This window comes from Parendozoicomonas sp. Alg238-R29 (genome assembly GCF_947331445.1).
Classification (GTDB): Bacteria; Pseudomonadota; Gammaproteobacteria; order Pseudomonadales; family Endozoicomonadaceae; genus Sansalvadorimonas.
Map to the genome: position 1 here is coordinate 1 of NZ_CAMZOG010000027.1, position 25318 is coordinate 25318.

At 47.9% G+C, this 25318-nt stretch carries 22 protein-coding genes and 1 pseudogene; 15 read left to right on the top strand and 8 right to left on the bottom strand.

Annotated features, from left to right (window positions below):
* Positions 1 to 249: 249 nt before the first annotated feature.
* Entirely contained in the window at positions 250 to 885 is a 636-nt protein-coding gene (gene narL / locus QMA35_RS08785) for a two-component system response regulator NarL (protein WP_281646773.1), read from the bottom strand.
* On the bottom strand, positions 882 to 2627 hold the full coding sequence (locus tag QMA35_RS08790) for a HAMP domain-containing protein (RefSeq protein ID WP_281646774.1): 1746 nt from the start codon (positions 2625 to 2627) through the stop codon (positions 882 to 884). The genes narL and QMA35_RS08790 overlap by 4 nt, the downstream gene beginning before the upstream one ends.
* Positions 2628 to 3000: 373 nt before the next feature.
* Here QMA35_RS08790 and napF point away from each other — a divergent pair, with 373 nt between their 5' ends.
* The 9 genes from napF (at position 3001) to QMA35_RS08835 (ending at position 10224) form a co-directional block, all read left to right on the top strand.
* The gene (gene napF, locus QMA35_RS08795) at positions 3001 to 3507 is read left to right on the top strand and encodes a ferredoxin-type protein NapF (RefSeq protein WP_281646775.1); all 507 of its coding nucleotides are present in this window, start codon (positions 3001 to 3003) and stop codon (positions 3505 to 3507) included.
* Positions 3504 to 3785 carry a chaperone NapD gene (locus QMA35_RS08800; protein ID WP_281646776.1) on the top strand — a complete coding sequence of 94 codons (282 nt, stop codon included), beginning with the start codon at positions 3504 to 3506 and terminating at the stop codon, positions 3783 to 3785. The genes napF and QMA35_RS08800 overlap by 4 nt, the downstream gene beginning before the upstream one ends.
* Entirely contained in the window at positions 3782 to 6283 is a 2502-nt protein-coding gene (gene napA / locus QMA35_RS08805) for a nitrate reductase catalytic subunit NapA (RefSeq protein ID WP_281646777.1), read from the top strand. Before QMA35_RS08800 ends, napA (QMA35_RS08805) begins: the two co-directional genes overlap by 4 nt.
* Positions 6284 to 6346: 63 nt before the next feature.
* On the top strand, positions 6347 to 7108 hold the full coding sequence (gene napG / locus QMA35_RS08810; RefSeq protein ID WP_281646778.1) for a ferredoxin-type protein NapG: 762 nt from the start codon (positions 6347 to 6349) through the stop codon (positions 7106 to 7108).
* Positions 7105 to 8010, top strand: a complete 906-nt coding sequence (gene napH, locus QMA35_RS08815) for a quinol dehydrogenase ferredoxin subunit NapH (protein WP_281646779.1) — start codon at positions 7105 to 7107, stop codon at positions 8008 to 8010. The genes napG and napH overlap by 4 nt, the downstream gene beginning before the upstream one ends.
* Before the next feature lie 11 nt (positions 8011 to 8021).
* Positions 8022 to 8483, top strand: a complete 462-nt coding sequence (locus QMA35_RS08820; RefSeq protein WP_281646780.1) for a nitrate reductase cytochrome c-type subunit — start codon at positions 8022 to 8024, stop codon at positions 8481 to 8483.
* Between the two features lie 13 nt (positions 8484 to 8496).
* Entirely contained in the window at positions 8497 to 9126 is a 630-nt protein-coding gene (locus QMA35_RS08825) for a cytochrome c3 family protein (RefSeq protein WP_281646781.1), read from the top strand.
* 50 nt (positions 9127 to 9176) lie between these two features.
* Positions 9177 to 9254 (top strand): TIGR02808 family protein, encoded by a 78-nt coding sequence (locus QMA35_RS08830; RefSeq protein ID WP_281646816.1) that lies wholly within the window; start codon positions 9177 to 9179, stop codon positions 9252 to 9254.
* Between the two features lie 142 nt (positions 9255 to 9396).
* Positions 9397 to 10224 (top strand): type IV pili methyl-accepting chemotaxis transducer N-terminal domain-containing protein, encoded by an 828-nt coding sequence (locus tag QMA35_RS08835; RefSeq protein WP_281646782.1) that lies wholly within the window; start codon positions 9397 to 9399, stop codon positions 10222 to 10224.
* Positions 10225 to 10520: 296 nt separating this feature from the next.
* Here QMA35_RS08835 and QMA35_RS08840 read toward each other — a convergent pair.
* Positions 10521 to 11431, bottom strand: a pseudogene (locus QMA35_RS08840) (dihydroorotase).
* Between the two features lie 136 nt (positions 11432 to 11567).
* Between QMA35_RS08840 and QMA35_RS08845 the strand changes: the two are divergent.
* Positions 11568 to 13643, top strand: coding sequence for a tyrosine-protein phosphatase (locus QMA35_RS08845; RefSeq protein WP_281646783.1), 2076 nt, complete (start codon positions 11568 to 11570; stop codon positions 13641 to 13643).
* Between the two features lie 50 nt (positions 13644 to 13693).
* Here the strand turns inward: QMA35_RS08845 and QMA35_RS08850 are convergent, their stop codons facing one another.
* On the bottom strand, positions 13694 to 14077 hold the full coding sequence (locus QMA35_RS08850) for a hypothetical protein (RefSeq protein ID WP_281646784.1): 384 nt from the start codon (positions 14075 to 14077) through the stop codon (positions 13694 to 13696).
* Positions 14067 to 14243 (bottom strand): hypothetical protein, encoded by a 177-nt coding sequence (locus QMA35_RS08855; protein ID WP_281646785.1) that lies wholly within the window; start codon positions 14241 to 14243, stop codon positions 14067 to 14069. Before QMA35_RS08855 ends, QMA35_RS08850 begins: the two co-directional genes overlap by 11 nt.
* Before the next feature lie 129 nt (positions 14244 to 14372).
* Between QMA35_RS08855 and QMA35_RS08860 the strand changes: the two genes are divergently transcribed.
* The gene (locus tag QMA35_RS08860; RefSeq protein ID WP_281646786.1) at positions 14373 to 16811 is read left to right on the top strand and encodes a hypothetical protein; all 2439 of its coding nucleotides are present in this window, start codon (positions 14373 to 14375) and stop codon (positions 16809 to 16811) included.
* A gap of 289 nt (positions 16812 to 17100) precedes the next feature.
* Here QMA35_RS08860 and QMA35_RS08865 read toward each other — a convergent pair whose 3' ends face one another.
* Together QMA35_RS08865 and QMA35_RS08870 are read right to left on the bottom strand one after the other, a co-directional pair.
* A complete protein-coding gene (locus tag QMA35_RS08865; RefSeq protein WP_281646787.1) occupies positions 17101 to 18036 on the bottom strand; it encodes a lipase family protein in 936 nt (311 codons plus the stop codon).
* A 182-nt stretch (positions 18037 to 18218) separates the two neighbouring features.
* Complete coding sequence (locus tag QMA35_RS08870; RefSeq protein ID WP_281646788.1) at positions 18219 to 18680, bottom strand: CesT family type III secretion system chaperone; 462 nt, start codon at positions 18678 to 18680, stop codon at positions 18219 to 18221.
* Positions 18681 to 18733: 53 nt separating this feature from the next.
* Here QMA35_RS08870 and QMA35_RS08875 point away from each other — a divergent pair, with 53 nt between their 5' ends.
* Positions 18734 to 19009, top strand: a complete 276-nt coding sequence (locus QMA35_RS08875; protein ID WP_281646789.1) for a hypothetical protein — start codon at positions 18734 to 18736, stop codon at positions 19007 to 19009.
* 185 nt (positions 19010 to 19194) lie between these two features.
* On the opposite strand, the gene QMA35_RS08880 is transcribed toward QMA35_RS08875, so the two are convergent.
* The gene (locus tag QMA35_RS08880) at positions 19195 to 20034 is read right to left on the bottom strand and encodes a hypothetical protein (RefSeq protein WP_281646790.1); all 840 of its coding nucleotides are present in this window, start codon (positions 20032 to 20034) and stop codon (positions 19195 to 19197) included.
* Between the two features lie 176 nt (positions 20035 to 20210).
* On the opposite strand from QMA35_RS08880, the gene QMA35_RS08885 reads away from it, so the two are divergent.
* From QMA35_RS08885 to napA (QMA35_RS08895), 3 genes are all read left to right on the top strand, one after another.
* Complete coding sequence (locus QMA35_RS08885) at positions 20211 to 21971, top strand: SGNH/GDSL hydrolase family protein (protein ID WP_281646791.1); 1761 nt, start codon at positions 20211 to 20213, stop codon at positions 21969 to 21971.
* 542 nt (positions 21972 to 22513) lie between these two features.
* Entirely contained in the window at positions 22514 to 22771 is a 258-nt protein-coding gene (locus QMA35_RS08890) for a chaperone NapD (RefSeq protein ID WP_281646792.1), read from the top strand.
* A gap of 50 nt (positions 22772 to 22821) precedes the next feature.
* Positions 22822 to 25317, top strand: a complete 2496-nt coding sequence (napA, locus tag QMA35_RS08895; RefSeq protein ID WP_281646793.1) for a nitrate reductase catalytic subunit NapA — start codon at positions 22822 to 22824, stop codon at positions 25315 to 25317.
* Position 25318 lies beyond the last annotated feature (1 nt).

The following is a 25318-nucleotide window of genomic DNA, read 5'->3' on the forward strand; positions in this document are numbered from 1 at the left end:
AACAGAGCGTTAGATTCCTCTATTTTCGCTGATTTCTCTCATGGTCAAGCGGTTATGAAAAACTGTCCGAAGTATTGTCATAAAGAAATAGAAATAGGCATAAACACAGTTTTATCTACAGTCTCTTAGGCTCAAGCTTTATCACTTCTCAGCAGTAGGAATGCAGCAGGCTGCAGGGAATTAGGCCTTGTTAGCCCTGCCCCTTAACAACCTTTTCATGTCATTTGTTCAGTTAAACCGAATGAGAAGTCAGCGTTTTTGTTGGTTCACCATCCACACAGCCGCCTCTACCCGGGAGCGCATTCCCAGTTTCTTCAGCAAATGTTTTACATGGACCTTTACTGTGCCTTCGCTGATACTCAACTCTCTGGCAATCAGTTTGTTCGACATACCATCGGCAATAAGATGAAGAATACCAAGCTCCCTGCCCGTTAAACTCTCCAGCGGGTTATCCTCTTCACGATCTGGCCGAAGCACTGAAGCCAGCACGCCCGCTAAACGATCATCAACAACTAACTGCCCATTAACCGCGTCCCGAACTCTTTCTATCAACTCATCGGGCTCCATATCTTTTAACAGGTAACCATCAGCGCCAGCTTTGAACAGTGCGGCCACATCATCACGATGATCGGATACTGTTAGCATAACAACTCGTGTCGTGATTCCCTGACGTCGAATGGCACGCAAAGTCTCCAGCCCGTCCATACCTTTCATATTTAAATCGAGAAGAATCAGATCCGGATCAAGCTCCACCGCTTTCTGCAACCCCTGCTGGCCATCACTGGCCTCACCAATCACCGCCAGATCTGGATAGTCATTCATCAGCTGTTTTAACCCTCTGCGTAACAAAGGGTGGTCATCTATCAGCAGTACCGTTGAATTCATTGTTCCAGCTCCAGACTTTCCGCTTTAGCCGCATCGGTCTCATCCGAGCTTGCGCTGAAACTCAGCTGCACCCGTGTGCCGCCCTGAGGAGAAGGTAAAAGTTGCACCGTACCACCTAAGCTACTGGCTCTTTCACGAATGATACTTAGCCCATAATGGCCATGGCGTTCAGGATTCCCCCCCATGCCACGACCATTATCATCCACCATCACCACAATCTGTTGATTGTCACTCTGATAACAACTAATCCGACACAGGCTGGCCCGGGCATGTTGCACAACATTACTTAACGCTTCCCGAATAATCTGCAACACATGAACTTCCTGATGGGCGCCCATCGGCTGAAAACGTATGCGGTAATCCAGCTCAAAGTGGATATCATCAGCACGTTTGATAAAACCTTGTAGCGTACTTTCTATATTTTCTTTCAGGGAGCCTTCCGCCATGGTTAAGCGGAATGTGACCAGCAATTCTCGCAACTGTCGATAAGCACTGTTTACGCCATCCTGCAGTTCACTCACCACCGTCTGCGCCTTGGAAGCACTTTCAATTTCTGGCAGCAGCCGTCTGATTCGAGCAATCTGGATTTTCTGATAGGACAACGACTGAGCAAGAGAGTCATGAAGTTCTCGAGCGATAACCGCACGCTCTTCCATCAACAGGATTCTGTGCTCGTGTTCATGCTGTCGGCTCTGACTCAGAGCAGTGGCAAGAATATCAACAAAAACCTGTAACCACTGGCGCTCTTCCTCGTTGAGACTACTGCCCTGAACCGGTATCACCCGAAGAAAGCCATAACTGTGCTCGTCATTAACAAGCGCTACAGGGAAGGTATTGGTATCCGGAACCTGTGTAGGTTCCAATTCACCACTGTTCCCACAACCGTCCAGGCAACTCAGACAACGATCTCCTTCACAACCTGAAGCCTGACTGGAAGCGTGCTCTACGCGCTGCAACCATTCATGACCAGAAACCCCTGTCAGGCACAGGTAGCACCCTTTCAGCCCCAGCAGTTTCTGCCAACGGGCCAGTAGAGTGGTCATATTTGGTCGATCAAAAGGGTTATTTCCAAGAGTGCGAGAGGAGTCATATAAGAGCTCCAGCGCAGAATTAGAACGACTTAAAGCCAGCGTCTGACTCTCAACCTGATGTTCGAGGTTTTGATAAAGTCCCTGCAGTTCCCCCGCCATACCATTAAAAGTCTGGGTTAACTGCCCCAGCTCACTGGTTCCGGTATAAGGCAGTGCAATGGAGAAGTTTCCTGTACGCACCCGGTTCGCAGCTCTAACAAGCTCTCCTACCGGATCAAGAAGACTGCGCTGGACATCCCGGATAACCAAAACAGAAATAACAATCAGCATAGCCAGAGAAATGACCATGGTTGTGTATAACCACCTCAGCTTATTCTCAGTATTTTCCTGAAGAGCATCGACAAGGGCATCAATACGGTCAACAAATTCAGGAACCGCCTGCACATAGTTTCCAAAATCCTGACGTTCCAGCATAGGGCGCATAACCTGTTGCCACTCATTGACGATCTGTCGATACTGGAAGCCGATATGATTGTCCCATGAACCGAGAACTACCAATGCATCCAGCTCAAGACTCTTGTCGTATACCTGAACCAACGGTGCCAGTATCTCTACGGTAATAAACTCTGGCACCACCACATGTTCAGCCAGTCGCCAGGATTGCATACGCAAAGACCCAGCTTCATTAATTGCCGCTGCATCGGTCTCCATCACCTTTGCGGACCACAAAGAAATACTGATCGCTGTTGCAGAAAGTAAAGTGATCGAACATAGAATGAGGAGCAGCTTACGCCTTAACGTCATCTTAAGAATGCCATCGGGAAAATTGATACAGATCAAATACTGATTATTTTTTGCTTTCTACCACCAATGATTCACAAATCACAGCAGCTTATTGTTCTTTCTATAAATGGTAACGCTATTGTCAGGATTCTTTGTCTTTTTACTCTACCCCTAAAGAGGTAGATAGTGGGTATTCCCTCCCACTCCTCCCCTTTCAAGCCTCTTTTTATCATTTCCAACAGTATTACCATGTCGCTGTATCGCTTATTTCAGCTCTCTCAAGCAACTTTAAAAACAACATATGCAGCAGGCCATCAATCACTCTCGCAGACGATTATTCCGGGCAAAAATCAGCCCGTGTAATGCTGTACGTCCACCATGGAGCTTGCCAGAAGAGCAATTTCTCAACAGCTGCGAACGCTGTAACGATTGTATTACCGCGTGTGAAACCAATCTGCTGAAACGTGGGGACGGAGGATTTCCTGAAGCTGACTTTTCCCACGCTGAATGTACATTTTGCGAAGCCTGCGTGAATGCCTGCAACCATGGGGCGATCAGCAAGAATACCAGTCATCAGCCCTGGCAGATCACCGCTCAAATAAAGAGCAACTGCCTGGCCCAGAACAAGGTGCACTGCCGCACCTGTAGCGAACAGTGCGAGCAGGAAGCCATCCAGTTCCGCCTTGCTCCCGGCGGCATTGCTCTGCCAAACCTTGAAACCGAACTTTGCAATGGCTGCGGCGCCTGCGTAGCAAGCTGCCCAGTGTCAGCCATAGCCGTGCTCCCTGCTAATGAGAAAACGTTATGACTCCATCAGCAAACATCATGGATCAAGAAGCCGTTTCAGTATCCGGCCTGGTGGTTCATATCAACCCTAAAAAGTTGGCAGATGTAGAAACCAACCTGAATACCATAACCGGCGTTGAAGTTCACGCAGCCGCTCCAGAAGGAAAGCTGGTGGTAACTGTCGAAGAACAGTCCGGACAAAAAACGATGGTCGACACCATCACCCAAATCAGCCACGTGGAGGGGGTGATTTCCACCGCGCTGGTGTACACGCACAATGATGCCTGGAGTGAAGCATGAAACAGAATCGCCGGGACTTTATAAAGTCCAGCGCGGTCGCCGCTACCGCAGCAGCAGCCGGTATGAGCATGCCGTCGTCTGCCACCAACCTGATTACCAGCAGCAAAGAAACCGAGATTCACTGGGATAAAGCCCCCTGTCGTTTCTGTGGTACTGGCTGCTCCGTACTGGTAGGTACCAAGAATGGTCGTGTTGTTGCTACCCAGGGCGACCCGGAAGCACCAGTTAACAAGGGCCTGAACTGCATCAAGGGTTACTTCCTTGGCAAAATCATGTACGGCGAAGATCGCCTGACCCAACCTCTGTTGCGGATGAAGAATGGCCAGTTCGATAAGAACGGCGAGTTCGCTCCCATCACCTGGGATCAAGCTTTCGACATCATGGCGGAGAAGTGGAAAGACGCTCTCGCCAAGACCCGCAACTCTGACGAGATGCCTCCTGTGGGCATGTTCGGCTCCGGTCAGTGGACAGTTTGGGAAGGTTATGCTGCATCCAAACTCTATAAAGCCGGTTTCCGTTCCAACCACATCGATCCAAACGCACGACACTGCATGGCTTCTGCCGTAGGTGGCTTTATGCGTACTTTCGGTATCGATGAGCCAATGGGTTGCTACAACGACTTCGAACACTCAGATGCCTTTGTACTCTGGGGTTCCAATATGGCGGAAATGCATCCCATTTTGTGGTCCCGCATCACTGATCGTGTACTGTCCAACGACCATGTAAAAGTTGCTGTACTGTCCACTTATAAACACCGTTCTTTCGAACTGGCCGACAACGGCATGGTGTTCACACCACAGTCTGATCTGGCCATTGGTAACTACGTGTGTAATTACCTGATCCAGAATGATGCCGTAAATAAAGACTTCATCAAGAAACACACTCACTTCCGTCTGGGTGTTACTGATATCGGCTATGGCCTGCGCCCTGAGCACAAGCTGGAAAAAGCAGCAGCCAACCCCGGTAGTGGCGCATCCAAAGAAATTGATTTTAACGAGTTCGCAAAGTTTGTTAGCGAATACACTGTTGAGAAGGCGTCTGAAATCTCCGGCGTTCCTGCAAAAAAACTGGAAGAGCTGGCCAAGCTGTACGCCGATCCCAAGCGTAAAGTGATGTCTCTGTGGACCATGGGCATGAACCAGCACACCCGTGGCGTGTGGATGAACAATATTGTTTATAACATCCACCTGCTCACCGGCAAGATCTCAGAACCTGGTAACGGCCCATTCTCTCTGACTGGCCAGCCATCTGCCTGTGGTACGGCCCGTGAAGTCGGCACTTTCTCCCACCGTCTGCCAGCAGATATGGTGGTGAAGAAGAAGCCACACCGGGATTACGCTGAAAAAATCTGGAAACTGCCAGAAGGGACAATTCCCGCCAAACCTGGTTACCACGCTGTTCTGCAAAATCGCATGCTCAAGGACGGTAAGCTCAATGCCTACTGGGTCATGTGTAACAACAACATGCAGGCCGCTCCCAATATGAACGAGGAAGGCTTGCCTGGTTACCGTAATCCAGACAACTTCATCGTTGTTTCCGACCCTTACCCAACTGTAACCGGCCAGGCCGCTGACCTGATCCTTCCTACAGCCATGTGGGTTGAGAAGGAAGGTGCTTACGGCAACGCCGAGCGTCGTACCCAGTTCTGGTATCAGCAGGTTGAACCCCAGGGTGAAGCCCGTTCCGATCTGTGGCAGCTGATGGAATTCTCCAAACGCTTCAAGGTTGAAGAAGTTTGGTCCGACGAGCTGCTGGCGAAGTCACCTGAGTACAAGGGTAAAACCCTGTATGAAGTGCTCTACAAAAATGGTCAGGTCGATAAATACCCAACCAGTGACTTCAAAGGCCGCATGAATCTGGAGAACGATGACTTCGGTTTCTATGTCCAGAAGGGTCTCTTCGAAGAGTATGCCAAGTTTGGTCGTGGCAAGGCTCACGATCTCGCACCGTTTGATATGTACCATCAGGCTCGCGGTTTGCGCTGGCCCGTTGTTGACGGCAAAGAAACCTTGTGGCGCTTCCGCGAAGGGTATGACCCTTACGTGAAGAAGGGCGAAGAAATGAATTTCTACGGCAAGCCTGATGGCAAAGCCTGGTTGTTTGCCGTGCCTTATGAACCCGCGGCTGAAGAGCCAGATGCAGAATACGACCTGTGGCTGTCCACCGGCCGTGTTCTGGAACATTGGCACACTGGCACCATGACTCGTCGTGTTCCCGAACTGTATCGCGCCTTCCCTGATGCGGTGATCTTTATGCACCCAGACGATGCCAAGGCTCGCGGCCTGCGTCGTGGAATGGAAGCGAAGATTGTCTCCCGCCGTGGTGAAGTCCGCAGCCGTATCGAAACCCGTGGCCGTAACCGCCCACCAAAAGGTCTGGTGTTTATGCCTTTCTTCGATGCTGGCCAACTGGTGAACAAACTCACCTTGGACGCTACCGATCCGCTTTCCAAAGAGACGGATTACAAGAAGTGCGCAGTGAAGATAATGCCAGCTTAAAGCAGATAACTCCGTGCCGGTTAGGCCGGGATTTACATCCCGGCTCTGCACAGGACAAGGGACATGAACAAAACAAACGACAAAGGTAAAGCAATAACCCGTCGGCGGTTTCTCACAGATACCGCACAGGCGGCCTGTGCTACAGGTCTTCTCGGCCTGGGGCTGACGTTTATTGCTGAAAAGTCGAAAGTTCATGCAGCTGAGGCAATGCGCCCACCCGGCGCATTGCCTGAACAAGGCTTCCTTGCAGCCTGTCTGCGTTGCGGTTTGTGCGTCAGGGATTGTCCCTGGGACACTCTCAAGTTAGCAAAACCAGAAGACCCAGTGGCTTCCGGTACACCTTATTTTGAAGCCCGCAGCGTGCCCTGCGAAATGTGCGAAGACATTCCCTGCGTAAAAGCCTGCCCAAGCGGGGCCCTTAATCCTGCGCTGGAAGATATAAACAACGCTCGCATGGGTGTTGCAGTGCTGACAGATCGGGAGAACTGCCTGAGCCTGCAGGGGTTGCGTTGTGAAGTTTGCTATCGGGTTTGCCCACTGATTGATGAAGCCATCACTCTCAAGCGTACCCGCAATAAGCGTACTCAGGTGCATACAGCCTTTGAACCTTACGTAAATCCGGACATCTGCACCGGTTGCGGTAAGTGTGAAGAGGCCTGCGTACTGGAAGAAACAGCCATCAGGGTTCTGCCCCAAGAGCTGGCTGTAGGGCAATTGGGTAAACACTACCGACTGGGCTGGGAAGAAGAGGAAAAGGCTGGCAAAGCACTGGTGCCCGATCTTCTTAATCTGCCAGATAGGCTGCCAGAGGGAACCAAGCTATGAAAGCATCCCAGAAAGCAGAGCGCACTCCCGGTCAGGAAACAACGGAAACTCTGGGCTGGTGGACAGCTCACAAGTTCCTGATTCTGCGTCGTTTGTCTCAGATCAGCGTTCTTGGGTTATTTCTGCTGACACCTGTGGTGGGTATCCGGGTTATTGATGGCAACCTGTCGTCCAGTCGCCTGCTGAATACTGTTCCTATGACCGATCCACTGCTGGCTCTGCAAACTCTGGCTGCGTTTCATCCTCTGGAACTGACAGCTGTACTGGGTGCTTTGCTGGTAGGTGGCTTCTACCTGCTTCTAGGTGGTCGGGTGTTCTGCAGCTGGGTTTGCCCTATCAACCCGGTAACTGATCTAGCGGGAAGTTTCCGCCGTCTCTTTAAGATTCGCAGCAGTTACCGCTTATCACGGTCAGCCAGATATTGGCTACTTGCCCTCGTGCTGGTTCTGCCCACCGTAACCGGTGTTCTGGTGTGGGAGTTTATCAATCCGATAGCTCTTGCTTACCGGGGCATTCTCTTCGGTATGGGCACAGGCTGGATTTTGATTCTTGCCATTTTCCTGTTTGACCTGATTGTCAGCCAGAGAGGCTGGTGTGGTCACCTTTGCCCACTTGGAGCCTTTTATGGCATTACCGGAAAAATTAGCCCGGTACAAATGAGCGCCGCACGACGTGATAAGTGTAATGACTGCATGGACTGTTACGCCGTTTGTCCCGAACCACACATTCTTCCACCAGCTCTGAAGCCCTCAAAAAACAAAAGTCCGGTGTTAAAACCACTGGATTGTACCCGCTGTGGTCGCTGCATTGATGTCTGCGCCCAGCAGGTTTTTGAATACCAAATCAACATGCCTGGCACCGTAAAGGATCAGCCAGACACACAACGATCATTGGCCAAGTGAGTGAAACAGCCATGAGCACACAAAAAAGAACCGTGAAATACCTAGCCTCCACTTTTGCCCTCTGCCTGAGCTGTGTCGTCTCTCTGACCAGTGCAGCTCCAGCTGGCAACACTGCCATTCGCAACAATGACCTTAATATTGAAGCGCCCGCTGTGCCGCTGAAAAAGAACATTGATGAAGATGGCGTGATGGACCGTGAATTTGTTCAGCAACCCCCTCTGATTCCCCATGACATCCGTGGCTATCAAGTGGACAAGAACGTAAACAAGTGCCTGGCCTGCCATAGCTGGAAGAATGCGAAAAAGTGGGGAGCCACTCGCATCAGTGTGACTCACTTCTACGACCGCGATGGCAACCAGCTGGCCGACGTAGCCCCTGGCCGTTACTTCTGCCTGCAGTGCCACGTGCCTCAGGCTGATGCCAAGCCGCTGATCGACAACCAGTTCAAGCCTGTTGAATCCCTGGATAACTAAACGGAGAGGGACAATGGCTAAAGAATTTATTATCAAACGTTATTGGAAAATACTCAGTCGCCCAACCTCTGTTGGCCTTGGCTTAATTTTAGTTTTTGGTTTTGCTGCCGGCATTATCTTCTGGGGTGGTTTTAATACCAGCATGGAGATGACCAACCAGGAAGAGTTCTGTATTGGCTGCCACGAAATGCGTGACAACGTGTATGAGGAATACAAGACAACTATCCATTATAGCAACCGTTCCGGTGTGCGGGCTATCTGTTCTGATTGCCACGTACCTAAAGAGTGGGGGCCAAAAATCGTCCGTAAAATTCAGGCTAGTAAAGAACTGTACGGAAAAATTGCTGGCACTATCGATACCCGTGAAAAGTTCCTGGATCACCGTTTAGCAATGGCGACCCGAGAATGGGCAAGAATGAAAGCCAACGACTCACAAGAGTGCAGAAACTGCCACAACTTTGAGTTTATGGATTTCTCCGAACAGGGCGGCCGGGCAATGAATATCCATAACCAAGCGATCAAAGATGGCAACACCTGTATCGATTGCCATAAAGGTATTGCCCACGAACTGCCTGATATGCGCAACGTTGAAGGCTGGGGCTCCATTTCACCAGCTCACGGAAAAGGAGGGGATTCCCAATGAGCGCAATGGAATCACTAATCTGGAATGTACTTGGTTATTCTGCCATGCCGATGATTTTCATTGGCGGGTTTCTTGCTACTGCTGTAGTAGCTTGCTTTCTGTTGGAGGTAACAGGAAAAACTGACTAATTAGACAGTTTTTCTGGAGATATTGTAAAGAATACATACAATACCCGCGCACACAGATAGCGCTCAATATGGTCAGCCACAAGCTGGCCATATTCGAACATCCATAAAAATAACCAACAATTGGAATGGGATACGCAAGTCTATGAACAGCAGACGTCTATGGAAAGCTATTGCAGGGTGCATAGCGATACTTACTGCGACACTGTCATTTTCCGTCGTGGCCGAGCTTAACAATGTAGTGGCCGAGCTTAACAATGCAGAAGCCATGAACGAAGCCGGTCGCCAACGTATGCTGAGTCAGCGCATGGCCAAAGCCTGGCTGATGCTGGGAATGGATGTCAATACCGTAGCAGCAGCCAAAGAACTGGACGCTAGCGTCGCTCGGTTCGAAAAGAACTTTTTGGACTTACAGGACTTTGCTTCCACGCCACAGGTCGAAAAAGCCCTGATGGATGTTTCCAAAGTCTGGCAACAGTACCGCCTGAATGTCATGAGTAAACCCAGCAAAGATCAGGCTGTTCAGGTTATTGAAGAAAGTAATCGCCTGCTGGAAGCCAGTGAGGAATTGGTAAAAGCAATCGAAGTTCATACCAACATTCAAGCTGCCAAGCTGGTGAACCTGTCTGGACGCCAACGAATGCTTAGCCAGCGCATTGCCAAGCTTTACATGGCCCAAACCTGGGGAATTCAGCGCGCAACACTGGATAAGGAAATGGGAATGGCCGTCAATGAATTTGAACAGGCTCTGAACGCTCTTCAAAAGTCTTCCATGAATACAGCTGCCATCAACAAGCAGCTCAAGAAGGTTGATGGCCAGTGGCGTTTCTCCAAAGCAGGCTTCAAAATGGAAAAGAGCGGAACCCATGTTCCCACTGTTATTTCAGTGACGACTGAGTCTATTCTCAAAAAAATGGATAAGCTGACCGGCGAATATGCCGATGCCATGGTTCAGCAAGTCGCGACTCGTTAATAAGCCCGAAGTGTGGCTTTTCACGCAACAATGAGGCCATCGAACTGAGCCCATCGAACTGTATGGGCTCTTTACCTACCTGAATATTCAGGTATGCCCCCTAATCATTTCTCAAGCAATACCTACCTTTGCAATACCTACCTTTGCAATTCGTAAATTTGAAGTTTTAGAGACTATCTGAGAGCTGAAACTCGCCCAGTCTCCATAAACTGGAGCTATTGAATTGAATTGAATTGAGTTGTAGAAGTGTTAACACCTTATTGAATGATTAATGAAAGGGGAGGTTCTTCATAGCCTTAATTCGGTGTACAAAGCGTCCATTGTAAATGCTCACCGGCCCTTAGGGGAACGACCTTGCTGTCTCCCATTGGCAAAGAATCCGGAACCGGTTGTGTTTTTCTCTCCAGAGTGATCTTTTCACTGTTGCGGGGCAGGTCATAAAAGTCTGCTCCAAAGTAACTGGCGAAGCCTTCAAGGCGGTCAAGAGCCCCTGCCTGATCAAAGACTTCAGCATAGATCTCCAGTGCCCCAAAGGCAGAATAACAGCCGGCGCAGCCGCAGGGGTTTTCTTTAGCTTCCCTGGTATGTGGTGCTGAGTCAGTACCCAGAAAAAACTTTGAGCTGCCGCTGGTGGCAGCGATATTGGCACCTGCAGAGGTTACAAATGCGGCTGCGGTGGTGATATGTTCCATCACAATTTTCAGTTCGGGGTAGCGCTCCGCCAGAAGCCGGAGATAGCGTTCAATAAATACCTTTTCCCGATCAAAAATATCAATATTCTGACCAGTCACTTCGCCGTGGACCAGAAGAGGAAGGTTGCATTCGATCATGGCTTCCAAGGCTGAATAAATATTTTCCAGGGAGGTGACACCATCATCGAAGTTCGTGGTAGCGCCTGCTGGATACAGCTTGAGAGCATATGCACATCTCCGGCAGCCCAGGCTTCACGAACAATCCCCGGTGAGGTGCTGTCTGTCAGGTAGGTCATCAGTGGATTGAAGTCAGAACCTTCAGGGATATGCGCCAGAGTACGCTCTTTATAGACTGCAGCCTGAGCTGCTGTGGTGACCGGAGGTTTCAGGTTAGGCATTACGATTGCCCGGCCAAAGGTTCTGGCTGTAACTGGCACGGTTGCAGCCAGAGCGGCTCCGTCACGGAGGTGGAGGTGGAGATGGAGGTGGAAACCATCAGGGCGAGTCAGGGTTATTTTCACGTTATAAATTCTATTTGTGAGCGAGCCTGCGGCAAATACTAACTCTGATGTTAGCCATAGGAAGCTAACAAATGTCCATACAAGTTGTCTTTAACTCCATCTTGTACCAAAAAAAATTGAGGAGACGGTTATGCCTAAATTAACAGGAAATATCACATTCACTGTGCAGGAAGCCCAAGGGCTTCAGAGTGATATTGAAAACCAAAGAAGCAATGCTCAGCGTAAAGACACACTAACAGATGCACAGGCTTCAAGGTTACCTGTTCGGATCAAGAAGGCAACGATAGCTGGGCGTACGGTTGAGGCGCATTTAGGCAGGTCAACAAATGCTAAGGCATCGGCGGCTGCAAACAGGGAAAAAACGGCTAAAGAGCAGGTAGATGCCAGTGTGTTGGCCGATCGTCTCACATCAGCCGTTGGCGATACGGATTTAGTGCTGAATATACCCCAATATCAAGTTATTGTGGATGCCCCTCTTACTGATAATGATCTCCAGGCAGGCTGTAAAATCCAGGTGCAATATGCATCAGGAGACATTAAAGAGCATAGAGTTGTTAGTTGTGGTCATTTTGGGGCAGTTCTTCAAAAGTGGATTGAAAAAAGGAAAGTAGAGGAAAAATTCTGTAAGACACTCGATGCTTTACGTTCTTTAGACAGTTCAAAACTTCAAGCAGCTGGCACTTTGGATACCTCTGTGAAAGGAATTGATGAATCCTGCCTGAATATACTTCTGGATTTCTTTGCGCACTCTAAGGCGTTTTTGGATAAAAACCCCGACAAACAATATATGGTTCGCTGTGCTGTGGCCAAAGGTATTGTGCAATTAAAATTGAAGACAGCGGATGATATTTTAAAGCACAAACACGTTTTTCAAGAGGCTGGAAGAGCAGGAGTCATATATCTCCAATATTGTATTAAAAATTTGCCATGCGAGGAGGCGGAAGAAGTCTGTTTGGCTTTGCAGAAAGACTCTTGTCTTGGACGAGCCGCTCTGGCAGGTTTCGTGTCCCATGAAGACAATATAACTATACAAGTAAAGACTCCCGAAACAGTAGATGATTGGGTAGCGCTATGTGGACTTCATTGTTTTCCTGCACAGTCTACTTTTGAAAAAGTCGATGAACGGTTAACCCAGTGCGCCTACCCCATGATTGATTTGCTCATTCCCATTATTGCGAAGACTGAAAGCTTCAAGCCAGGTAAACTTGAAAAGTTACCTGTGCCAGTTTTGGAAAGGTTAATTCAAGAAGATGGGGCGAAACCAATATTCGCTCCAGCGAAAAAAGAATTGCTGATTCAAGTACTAAAGGGAAAACAGGTGGCAATCAGTGATCAGGTCGATGAACGGATAGCCAAAGGAAAACAGGAGGTTGGCCTTGATCTCTGTAATGACCAAGCGTTGGACTCAGACGCCTATCTGCATTTTGGTGATATAAGTGAAGAGAAACTTGAGAGGGACTCTGACCTCAATGCTCAGGGGTCATTTGTTGAAAAAGCACATCCATTGTTTGACGATATTCCAACACTGTCTCGCTGTGCTGTAAGAGTTCGTGGTGAAAAATGCTATCCCGGTAGTGCAGTGATGATGCCAGCCGGTAGCTATATGGCCTTGCAGGCTCCACATAAAAATGTGGGAAATTATTGGGGGGCTATTCTCGACAATAACGTGAACGTGTCAGTTTCTTTAACGAGAGAAGGTGAAATAGGTGATCCTTTCCCCAGAGAAGTAGGGGCGATTCTCAAATATGGGGGATACGAAGTAAGGAATTTACATACCCAAAAACTCCAGGGCGGTACGCTTGAAGTTCACCACTTGCTGATTGATGACAAGTATCTCCATAAAAGGGTTTGTATGCGTAACTGGCCTGATCATGGTAGTGCTTCTCCCGCTGATCTTGTTGCACTTGCCATGCTTGTAGAAAACCTGACCCAAGACCAAGAGTCTATAGCCGTAAATTGTATGGCTGGAGTTGGAAGGACGGGTACCTTTATCGCTGTGATTGAGATGTTACGAAGAGCCCTTGCAGGAAACCCATTGAAAACCCGGGATGAGCTTGATGATCTTATCAAGACTATGCGAAAGCAAAGGGGAGGGAATACTGTTCAGACTCAAGTCCAGTACAGTACACTGGAGCGGATTCGCAAGAGTATAGACACTCTGTTGCAATCTTTCAGACCTTTGCTGGAGCTAGGTGCAAAGTCTTGAGAATTCAGAAACAGCGGCTTTTCGATAGATTAGAAAAGCAGCTGTTCTCCCTACTTAATGGGTGGCCACAGTTCACCGGAAGGTACCGATCCCATCACCAGGAAACCAATCAGTACATTTAACGGTAACTTGGCCAGATCAAATGGCTGGATATAGGCTACCTCTGGACTCTGGTAGGCTTTGGTAAAGCCTGTTAACCCACATGCAATCAGGAGCAGAAACCACATGCTTGCTTCAGACAGCGCCAGTACGGGAATTGAGATAAACAGGTTAAACGGCACGGTCAAAGCAAACAGATCAAACGGATAGAACACCAGAGTTGTAGGACTTTCCGTTTTGCACTGAGCCTTGGTCATCAATGAGAAAGCCACCCAGAACAGCGCAGCAGTGGGATCATTAACAGAGCGATGGCCTGCCAGATAGTCATCGAACACCAGTGGCTGTTGTAGCAACACGAGTAACAGAGAATGTCAGATGATTGGTTTTCAGGCTTTCCCTAAAATCCTGGCAGGCCATCCAGAGTAGAAGCACCACAGTAGCAATGTCGTACTGGTAAAGCGCCTTTAGCCCTCTTGATGAGGTTTTTTCTTTACTGAGCACCTCAATTGTTAGTCATTCTAACCGTCATGGTTATTGTCTCTGTCTATTTGGGTTAGCTGTACGAACGAATACTTCTCTGACAGGTCTGATTGTTCAGGTTTACTTTTTTCAGAGCAGGGAGGTTCTAACATGGATTATCAAGATTTAGGTATTCGTGAGCTGGCATGTCGAGATGATGGCTATTTGGGAGAGGATGGCCCGGATAACCAGCCAGACTGTTGTGCAAAGTTTGGAGCCTATGCTGTTTCCACAGCTAGATTTACGGGTACCTGGGTGGTTCCTGTTATTCCTTTCTGCCAATACTCAGCAAAGGCTATCAATACATTAGCTGTTCAACCGATTTGTGCACTCTGTTACCACATTGGCCGGTGTTTTGATCCAGTTATACAAGTTGAGTATGAGCTCGATCAGCTTGAAGCAAAATATACTTTTGATGAGGAAGAACTCAGGCAAAAAAATGCTGATGAGACAGCGAAAGGTCATCGTGTCCAGCAGTACTTTGATAAGAAAAAAGAAATAAAGGAAAAGGTAGGAGATTTAGCCCGAGCAGGATCTAACAAACGTTTATGTCGTTTAATGGAACGGCTTGGTATTGAAGTAGAAGTTAAAGACAAAGTTGAGAAACTTGAAAATGAGTTGGCTGATATCTCACGTAATCTAAAAGAGTTTGAGTGTATTAACGAGAAAATTACTGAAGAGTGTGAAGATGTTAAAAGACAGCTTAAAAATGCCAAAATATTATTGGACAGCACTATAGAGGAAGGTGAGCAGAGCAAGTTGGAGGCTCGTGATTCTCTTACACAAATGAGGCACCAGCTGGAAGAACTTCAAGGACAGTTGGAGGTTACAGAAAGAGAAGAAAAATCTGCATTTAATCAATATCAATCTAAGATTTTTGAGCTGGAAAATACAATTAACACAGAACAAGAGCAGCGATTTGTAGCACAAAGTCAGCTGAATGATAAAGCTCAAGAATTTCAGTCAGAGTTGGCGGTTAAGCAAAGGGCTTGTCGTAACCTTGAGCACCGTTTAAGGCAGAAAGAGCAGGAAATAACAGAAATAACTCGTGAGATGAGGCAGCAACAGGCATCTCAAGGGCATAGTCATAAAGAATCTTTAGAAGAAATAACAAGGTTACAAAGTGAATGTGAGTATTTGAGCAATTGTCTGGCAAGCGAAAAAGAGCGTAATGACGAACTGACTCAGCATAATAATGATCAGGTTTCACGGTTTCTGACAGATACAAAACGTTTGGAGAAGGAGCGGCATGATCTTATTCATGAGCGAGATGGGTTGCAGAAAACTATGCGGCAAGTTGGTTCAAACTCAAGTATATTAAATCAAGAGTTTAAACAAAACAAGTGGGAGCTGAGTCAGTGTCAGGCTGAGTTAAAGAATATCAAGGCATCACTAGAGAAGGCTGAGAAAGCGAAGCAAGATAGTGAACGCAGATGCAGGAGCGCTTTGAAAGAAAAAGAGCAGCTAGAGCGTCAGCTTTCAGAATGGTCTGGAACAGAAGATCAACTGGAAAGCCTTCGCGCCCATAAGGTGAATTTATCGTCACAAACAGACAAGCTGATAGCTGAAAAAGCCGAGCTGGCAGGACTGCTTGAAGAGCTGCGGCATCAACTTGATATTGAACAAGATAAGTTTGCTAAAGAGAAGGCAGAATGTGAGAAGGCTAAAAGAAATGTAACACTTGTTTTAGCGCAAAAAGAACATTACAAGACTTTATATGAGAAAAGTGAAGAAGACTCAAAAGTAAAAGTTGAAGGTGTTCAGAAGGAAAATGGCGAGTTGAGAGCGGCACTGAAGGACATGCAAGTGTCTTATGAAAGAGCTCGAACAAGCCGGCTGCAACTGGAGCAAAAGATGAAAGTTGAGCAGAAGAAAATGCAGGGGGAAGTTGGTCGTATTACTTCTGATAGTCAGACAAGAATTTCAGAGCTTGAAGAACAGTTACAAAGAAACAGTGAAGCTGTGGCCGGGAGTTTAAGGGCGCAATTAAGGGAGCTACAAGAGTCAAGCCAACAGAAGACCGGTGCAAGTAAAGCTGAAATAAGTCATTTGCAAGAAGAGAACACGCGCTTAACCAGTGTTATGAAGGAAAGTCGGAATAAGCACCAATCTGAACTTGACGCCCAAAAGAGATTGGTAATAAAGCGAGATCAGGAACTGAAGGCAAGTCAGACCAGAGCATCTGATCTTGAAGATAAAATGGCTCAACTTAGAATGGATTTCGAAAGGCAAAATGCTGCGCTGAAACAGCAATTGCAAGAACAGCAGCAGAATGCTCTTACTACAGAGATAGAACTGACAACTGCAAGAGCTAACAATCGAAAGCTTGAAACTGAGGTTACCAGGCTGAGTCAGATTCTCCAGCAAACAACAGATACTGTTCATGGAGTATTGAATGCCTTTACGGGACAGTTTAACCGACTAAAGCTTGCCGGATTGATATTCAATCTTATAACAGGAACAGCTGGTGCCCATGCCAGAGAGAGGCAAAAAGTGCAGGAAGGGCTTGAAGCTGCCAATGAAATTTTGAAGCAGAAAGATCAGCTGTAAGAACTTTGAGGGAGATACTTTTCTAAACTTGGGAATCCATACAAAATGGTACATTAGCCTAAACACATGGTGTGAGTTTCTCTGTAACTCCACAAATAGGACACCCTACAATGGCTGAAGCCATTGTAGGGTGTCCAACTCGGGGGCAAGCCTCCGAGATTTCCGCTACGCGGATAAAAGATTTTTCCAGAATAGTTTAACGAGGCGGAAGAGCGGGAGTCGGCTGCGCTGGCAAAAGCGCTGGCTCATCCGGCAAGAGTACGACTGCTCAAAATTCTGATTATGATTTTTAGTGAGCTTCAATCGGCTTGTTAGCATAATGACCTATATGAAGATCAAAACGGTCATGACGTTGAACCGGGCTGTTCCAGGCATGCTCGGCAGAGAAGGTTGTCACATTCCCAATATGCCCAAGGCCATTGCGCATATTGCCCAGCTTTGGCACAACATCACCTTTGATGTTGTAATGAGAAACGTACTTGTCGGCATCTGTTTTTGAGCTTTCTGGAAGTTCATTTTGCATGCCACTTCCCAATTGAGCACTGCAAAAACATTCAGCCTTGAGTGGCTGTGCTCTGTTTAAAGCCGCATAAGTTGCTTCGCCAGCCCCTTTTGAATGTCCAGAAAGAACAACTGAATAATCTTCATAACCAGAGCTTTTAGTGTCTGTTAAGCGCAAAAGTTCATCGGTCAGTGCTTTTGCCTGACGGTAGCTGTGAGGAGTTTTTCCAAAAATAGCATTCTTAATATTGGCTCCCCACTGCTTAAGAGTTGAACCACCATTCAGTACCATTCTCTTATTCAGGCCACCTTGTTTGGTTCCAGAAGTGGTGCCTCCAAAGATCAGGCGAATTTCCTTTGTTTCAGGGTTTTTTACAACCATTGCAACAAGGCCTGTTTTTTTATCACTGATCAGACCGGTATCTTCACGCAGCTTATAATCTCCAGACTCTGCCAGTTTCGAGCTTAAGTCCTTGTCAATATCCCAGTTACCCAAACGTGAGAAATCAGCTCCAGGCTCCAGCTTACTGCTGGCAGCATCTTTCACACGACTGATATCCTGATGGTATGGAAGAGCTGCCAGTTGAGAAGAGACATGTAACTGAACCTTATCAGTTGTTTCTGTAGGTGGCGGGACTTCTTTTTTATAGCTGGCAGGAACAGGAGAGGATGGACGCAGGCTTGCGGCACCACCGCTTGAAATGGCACCTCTTCTGCCCAGCATTCGGCTGACTTGCTGGCGAATCCTATGATTTCTTTGCTTGGATGGATGAAGGTTACGATCACGTAGCCGCCCACCAGCTCCCCCTGGTCTGGTTGATTCTCCCGTACTCGACCTGCCTGCTTCAGGAAGGGAGGACTGCCCTTTTGAGGGATCAATAGGAGATAACCCGCTCCCCCCGATGTTCATGGTGCGATCCCCTCATTGGGGATGGCATCAGAATTGATCAGTTCGATCTCTTCACCCTGAAGAATTTCTGACAAATCTGATCCCATTGCAATAAAGTTTTCAGCCATCTTCTCAAACTCACCCACCTCAAGATCTTTGATGGGACGGCTTGTCATCAGGTGGATAGCCTGGCCGTCAGGGTCAATGCAAAACCAGTGTCCGGACATCTGCATCTGATGGCTGTTCAATGACAGTAATTGCAGAGCGCGGGCTTCGCGTACATCGGGCTGGGCAGGCACGGGGGCCAGCATTCGATGAAGCAGAAGCTGCTCGCTGGATTCTGGCAACTCGATATTAATAACCACTTCACCTATCTGATTCTCAATGGCGCATATTCCATCTTCTATGGGCAGTTCCTGCCCGATACTGCTTGATAATGCAGCGATCAGATCCTCAAACAGCTCCTGATGGGATGGCATAGTGTGACTCTCTTCGACCCTTTCGAGGAATTATCGGCAAGAATTATCTAAGCGTGACTCCGGATCAGGCAGAACTCTCCCAGAGCAACTTGGCAGATATAATCAACGTGGCTTCGCCCCTCTTAAACCACCATGGGAAAACCTCCAGCAAGCTGACCCACACCTATGTGAAGCTTGAGCGGTTGCCGAATGTAAGCAATAAGTCCAACAATCATCACCAGATCCAGTGGAACAGTGACATACCCGTTCGTCAGGAAAAATCTGAGAGAGGAGATATGACTGGTAAAGTTCAGTACTTCTGTGTGGCTGTTGCGACCGGCAGGGAGTGACCCAGCAGAGCTGCCAAAGAAAATACAGGATGGGGCACCAATGTAACGGCGTAACGGCTATCTGAGTTGTAACGGTTATCTGAGTTCTTGGATAAAGCACCCTATACAGATGAGATCCAGACTGCTGCATATGAGCCAGCCCTGGAACGCACTCTGCAACCGGTTAGGTATAACACAAGAACTGGCTACTGCTTCCTCAGTAGTTTCTCAAAGTAGCCGATTTTGCTTCGGAATAAATTCTTTCCGGCACTTACTTTTGCCCTCTCAGCTGGCGCCAGAGGTGCAAGATTATCTCTGCACATTTCTTCATAAAGTTTAATTGCAGCGTCAAGGTATGCAGTTTGATAAAGCATTACAGGTTCAACACTAATAACTTCACCACTTTTCATCGGAACAAATGGTTTCATCCTACGGTTTACCAAAACCCTGCAATACGTGCCATTTAGCCAAATATCTCTGGTATAAACTTCCTGTTTACGTTCACAGAAACCCTTAAACTCTGCACGGGTGGGTGAACTCTCTTCTCCCAGTGCGGGTTTTGTCAAAAGCACATCATCCTGTTTGCGGGTTGCTTCCTTTCGAATCATTCGCTTTGACAGTATCGGTTTCTTTTTCCTGCGGGGTAGAGCACTGCGCTGGCCATCCATTTTCTCCACCAGCAGCTTACCCTGACGGCGTAGATAAGCATTTCCTCGAGCTCGGAACGTTTCTTTTGAAACAGCGCATACATACTGATGGCCATTGACATGCCGGGATAGGACAAAATAATCCTTATGGTTTCTATAGCAGCCCTTTTTCCCAATAAATACTTTATGATTGTGCCTACCCTGAGACAGAACATGACCACGGAATTCCTCAAAAGAGTGAGTGTCTCCAGTGTACTTGTAAACTTCTTTCTCAGGAGCGCACGCATGGCCTTGAAAAGTGGCAGGTTCTATAAGGGGAATATCAGGGCCTTTTTTGATGCCTGATTGCGAAAAACCATCTGTACCAAAACCTTCTCTGGATTTATAAGCTATTCGCATTTTGGCTCCCCCAAAGCTTATCAGTTAGATCTGATAACAGGTTGGACAAACTTCTGGCCAGAAGGTTCCCTGACATTGGTCTATAAGAACCGTTACTTCCCACATTTAAGCCTTGGAAAACATAAAACCAAACCTTGTGCTAAACCTTCCTGATCATTCCGGGAGGTTCTGCAGCAATGCACCGAAACATATTAGCCCAGACTTTCACGAAACCTGTTTTGACGACAGTGGTATTATCATTTTCGTCCTTTGCCTTCAGTCAGGATATCGGGTCACCGGTTACCACGAAACCGGATCTCTGGCAGCCAGCAAAACTGGTTGTTTTTGGAGATAGTTTGAGTGACAGCAACGGAGACTCTTTCCGCCCTCCGGAAACCGCCCACTCTACCTACAACCTGCTCCGTACACTGCGGGGAGAGACGGCAGCACTTCCGGACGGAACAATCACACGTCCCACGAATCTTGACCAGATTATTGGACGCCGTGCGACCATTGATAATATCAAAGCCAACTTTGACCTGGTGGCGAAAGAGATTCGCAAAGAGGGTCAGGAGAAAGGCTTTACTGGCCGGGTTATGAACAATGTTCGGGCCAGCGTGGTGAAGTCTCTGGGCACAGCTCTCAACCTGACCCTGAAATATCTGGACAAAGCTGAAGATCATTTTGATGAAAACGTGCTGAAACGCGTGGAGCGCATTACCGAATGGGTTCAGAAACGTCAGAAAGGTCTTGATCCCTCCTCTCTCTCCTACAAGGCCTTTGACTCCCTGAATCGGCAGTTCCACTACCTGACCAACCTGATAGAAAAAGATATGACTGGAGTTGTGCTGGATTTTGGCAACGATCAGCTGATCAATATCACCAGCAGGTTTGCTGATGCCATTCCTCTGGTTCCTGCCCCTGAATATTACGTAACCGGAAAATGGACCACCGGTGAAGAGATGGATCAGGTGTGGGTGGAATACCTCTACAAAATGATGTCTAACAAAGATCATCAGGTAAAACTGGATAATCGGGCCATGGCAGGCAGCTGGACGCTATGTGCAGCCGACAAGGTTGAAGCCATGGGTGTTCTGGACGATCTGACAGACGGCTTGGTTTCAAATACCACCATGTTGTTTCAGGGCAGCCTGATTCCTCCTTGTGAATCTCTGGTCATACAGTCCTACCTGAACGAGCGCAGAAATATCTTTGAGAAAGACAATGGCCACACGCCGAACCCGGGTGACTCCATTATCGAACCAGACACCCTCGTGGTTTTCTTCAATAGTGCCAATGACTTCCTCAACAAATGGTCGGATCCTGATGATGTAGCACAAGAGCATGCCCGGAATGTGTGGCATATTCTTTCTGCCGGAGCACAGCGAGTTGCCGTTGTTCTGCTGCCAGATATTTCTGACACACCTCGCTATCACCCCAACCGTTCAGAACCCAAAAACAAAGAAGCCCTGTTTATCTCCGACCTGGTACAACGTTACAACACCAGCCTTCTTATGCGTCTCAACCTGTTGCGTGAAGAGTTTCATGGCAGCAACAGCTATCAGGTGATGACCATTGATGGCAACAAAATGTTCAAGGAGCTGCAAGCCGAAAAAAAATGGGATATCACCAACCCAATCCTTGATATAGCCGTTCCGGGCACCGATCTGGCCACAACCCAAACTGCAAAGAAAGAACCTGAGAACTTTGTCATTCAGGAGCTGAAACAGAACCGAGCCTTTGATGATACCTGGAATATTCTAGGCGCAAGAATTTACGATTCCGATGAAACGATGCCTTTCTTTGCAGACAGCGTTCACCCCAGCGCTGAAGCTCACTACGCCATTGCTGAGAAAGCCTGTCAGATGATGAGCACAGATTTTAATATTCCCTGTAGCATCAATAACTACCCACCAGAGCAGGCGAAAGCAGACAAGGGAGTAAAGCCTGCTGGCTAAGCTCTGATGATTGATAGAAACAAACGCAACCTGCTTTTTGGCAGGTTGCACTCCTCCGATACAGATCGGGATAGACAAACCCCTTTCTACCCGCCCTGGGCACAGCCCGAAAAAAGGTTTCTGGAGTCCTGCACCCGTTGCAACAAATGCATAAACATTTGCCCGGAAAACATTATCGGTTCTGGGGATGGCGGCTTTCCTGAAATCAACTTTGAAAACGGAGAGTGCACATTCTGCGAAAAGTGCATTAATGAATGCGAAACCGGTGCACTTCACAAAAACACACCAGATCAACCTCCCTGGCTACTTACAGCACACATACAAGACAACTGTCTTTCACTGCAAAACATTACCTGCAGCCGATGTGCTGACGAATGTGAGTCACGCTCCATAAATTTGAACTACTCTGCTCATGGTATTTCCACACCGACAGTTAACAGTGATAGCTGCACCGGATGTGGAGCCTGTGTGAGTAATTGCCCTGTCAAGGCAATCACCATACGGAATGAAGCAAAGAAAAACCGAATGGCCTGAGTACAACTATGAATGCGACTGCAGAACAGCCAATAGATATCTGCGGACTTGTGGTTCTTTCAAAACCGGAACAAACCACCGATGTACGCCAGCAGCTTAATACTATTCCCGGACTGCTAATCCACGCTAGCGATGCCCGTGGTCGTATGGCTGTCACTATCGAAAACCAGACCGAGTCAACGATTCCGGTACATCATCATATGGACTCTATTCGCGCTATTGGCGGTGTTGTCGATGTGTCACTGGCGTACTCCCACTGCGAATAATTTCGTCATTGCTTGTAAAGGTTATCAACAGTTCAACCAGAGCGTTCACCATGCAAAGTCGCCGTGAATTTATTCGAAACTCCGCTGCTGTTGCAGCGGCAAGTGCTGCAGGGCTGTCACTTCCTGCTGCTGCCTCAGAAGAACTAATTGCCTCAGACAAAGGTGATGGAAAACTCCGCTGGGATAAGGCTCCGTGCCGTTTCTGCGGTACCGGATGCAGTGTTCTTGTAGGCACTCAGAATGGTCGAATGGTCGCATCACAGGCAGATCCCGAATCGCCAGTTAATCGTGGCCTGAATTGTATTAAGGGATACTTTCTCCCCAAAGTCATGTACGGAGAAGATCGTTTACAAACACCCTTATTGCGGATGAAGGATGGCAAGTATCACAAAGAGGGCGAGTTTACTCCGGTATCCTGGGAACAGGCCTTTGATGAAATGGAGAAGCAATTTCGAAAAGCTCTCAGGGATATCGGCCCTACGGGGATTGGAATGTTTGGTTCAGGACAGTGGACTGTGTGGGAAGGTTACGCAGCTTCCAAACTGATGAAGGCTGGATTTCGCTCCAACAATATCGACCCAAATGCACGACACTGTATGGCTTCTGCTGTGGGTGGTTTCATGCGCACCTTTGGCATGGACGAACCTATGGGTTGCTATGACGACTTTGAGAATGCTGATGTATTCGTGCTCTGGGGCTCAAATATGGCGGAAATGCACCCGGTTCTCTGGAGCCGCGTTGCAGCACGCACTCTTGCTCACGACCATGTCCGTATAGCGGTGCTTTCCACCTATGAGCACCGTTCCTGCGACCTTGCTCACCACACCCTGATTTTTGAACCTCAAACCGATCTGGCTATCGGTAACTTTATCTGTAATCACATTATTACTACGGGCCGTGTGAACAAAGTCTTTATAGATAAACACACTCATTTCCGAATGGGCACCCCAGATATCGGCTATGGGCTGCGGCCAGAAAATCCTCTGCAAAAGAAAGCTAAAAATCCGGACAGCGGCGCTTCAAAACCAATCACTTTCGACCAGTTCGCCAAGTTTGTCAGTGAATACACTCTGGATAAAGTATCCAAAATGTCTGGGGTCAGCACCCGGGGGTTACTGGAACTGGCAGAGTATTACTCGAATCCGGATTCTAAAGTTATGTCTCTCTGGACCATGGGTGTCAACCAGCACACCCGCGGTGTATGGATGAACAATATTATCTACAACATCCACCTGCTAACCGGAAAGATATCCAAGCCAGGCTGTGGCCCATTCTCATTAACCGGCCAGCCTTCAGCCTGTGGCACCGCCAGAGAAGTCGGCACTTTTTCACATCGCCTGCCTGCCGATCTGGTGGTGATGAATCCTGAGCATCGAAGAACAGCAGAGAAAATCTGGAAGCTGCCCTCAGGAACGATTCCCGGTAAACCCGGTTATCACGCTGTACTGCAGGACCGTATGCTCAAAGACAGCAAAATAAATTCTTATTGGGTTATGTGTAACAACAATATGCAGACGGCTCCCAATCTGGAGCAGGAAACTCTGCCCGGTTACCGAAACCCAAAAAACTTTATTGTGGTGTCTGACCCCTACCCCACTGTAACCACCACGGCAGCCGACCTTATTTTGCCCACAGCCATGTGGGTTGAGAAAGAAGGCGCCTACGGTAATGCTGAGCGGCGTACCCAATTCTGGTACCAACAGGTGAATCCACCCGGTGACTCTCGCAGTGACCTCTGGCAGTTAATGGAGTTTTCTAAACGCTTTAAAACCGATGAAGTCTGGCCTTCAGAGTTACTACTTCGTAACCCGGAATATAAAGGAAAAACCTTGTTCGATGTTCTATACGCCAACGGGCAGGTGAACAAGTTCCCTTTAAGTGAAACAAACCCAGATAAAGAGAACATGGAATCCAAACACTTTGGTTTCTATGTGCAGAAAGGGTTGTTTGAAGAATATGCAATGTTTGGTAGAGGTCATGGTCACGATCTGGCGCCTTTCGATATGTATCACAAAGTTCGTGGATTGCGTTGGCCTGTTGTCAACGGCAAGGAAACCCTGTGGCGCTACAGAGAAGGGTACGACCCCTATGTAAAAGCCGGCGAGGAAGTCAGCTTCTACGGAAAGAAAGATGGAAAAGCCTGGATGTTTGCTTTGCCTTATGAGCCACCACCTGAAGTACCGGGAAAAGAATATGACCTGTGGCTCTGTACTGGCAGGGTTCTTGAACACTGGCATTCAGGCAGCATAACCCAACGAGTTCCAGAACTGTTCAAAGCCTTTCCTGATGCCATTTTGTTTATGAATCCGGATGATGCCCGAGAGCGGGGTTTACGAAGGGGAAGTGAGGTCAAAGTCAGCTCTCCACGAGGTGACATTCTCACCCGGGTAGAAACACGCGGACGCAACCGTATGCCCCGGGGGATAACCTTTATACCTTTCTTTGATGCCTCAGAGCTGGCTAACAAACTGATTCTGGATGCCACTGATCCATTATCCAAACAGACGGATTTTAAAAAGTGCCCCGTTAAAGTTGAGAGGGCGTAGT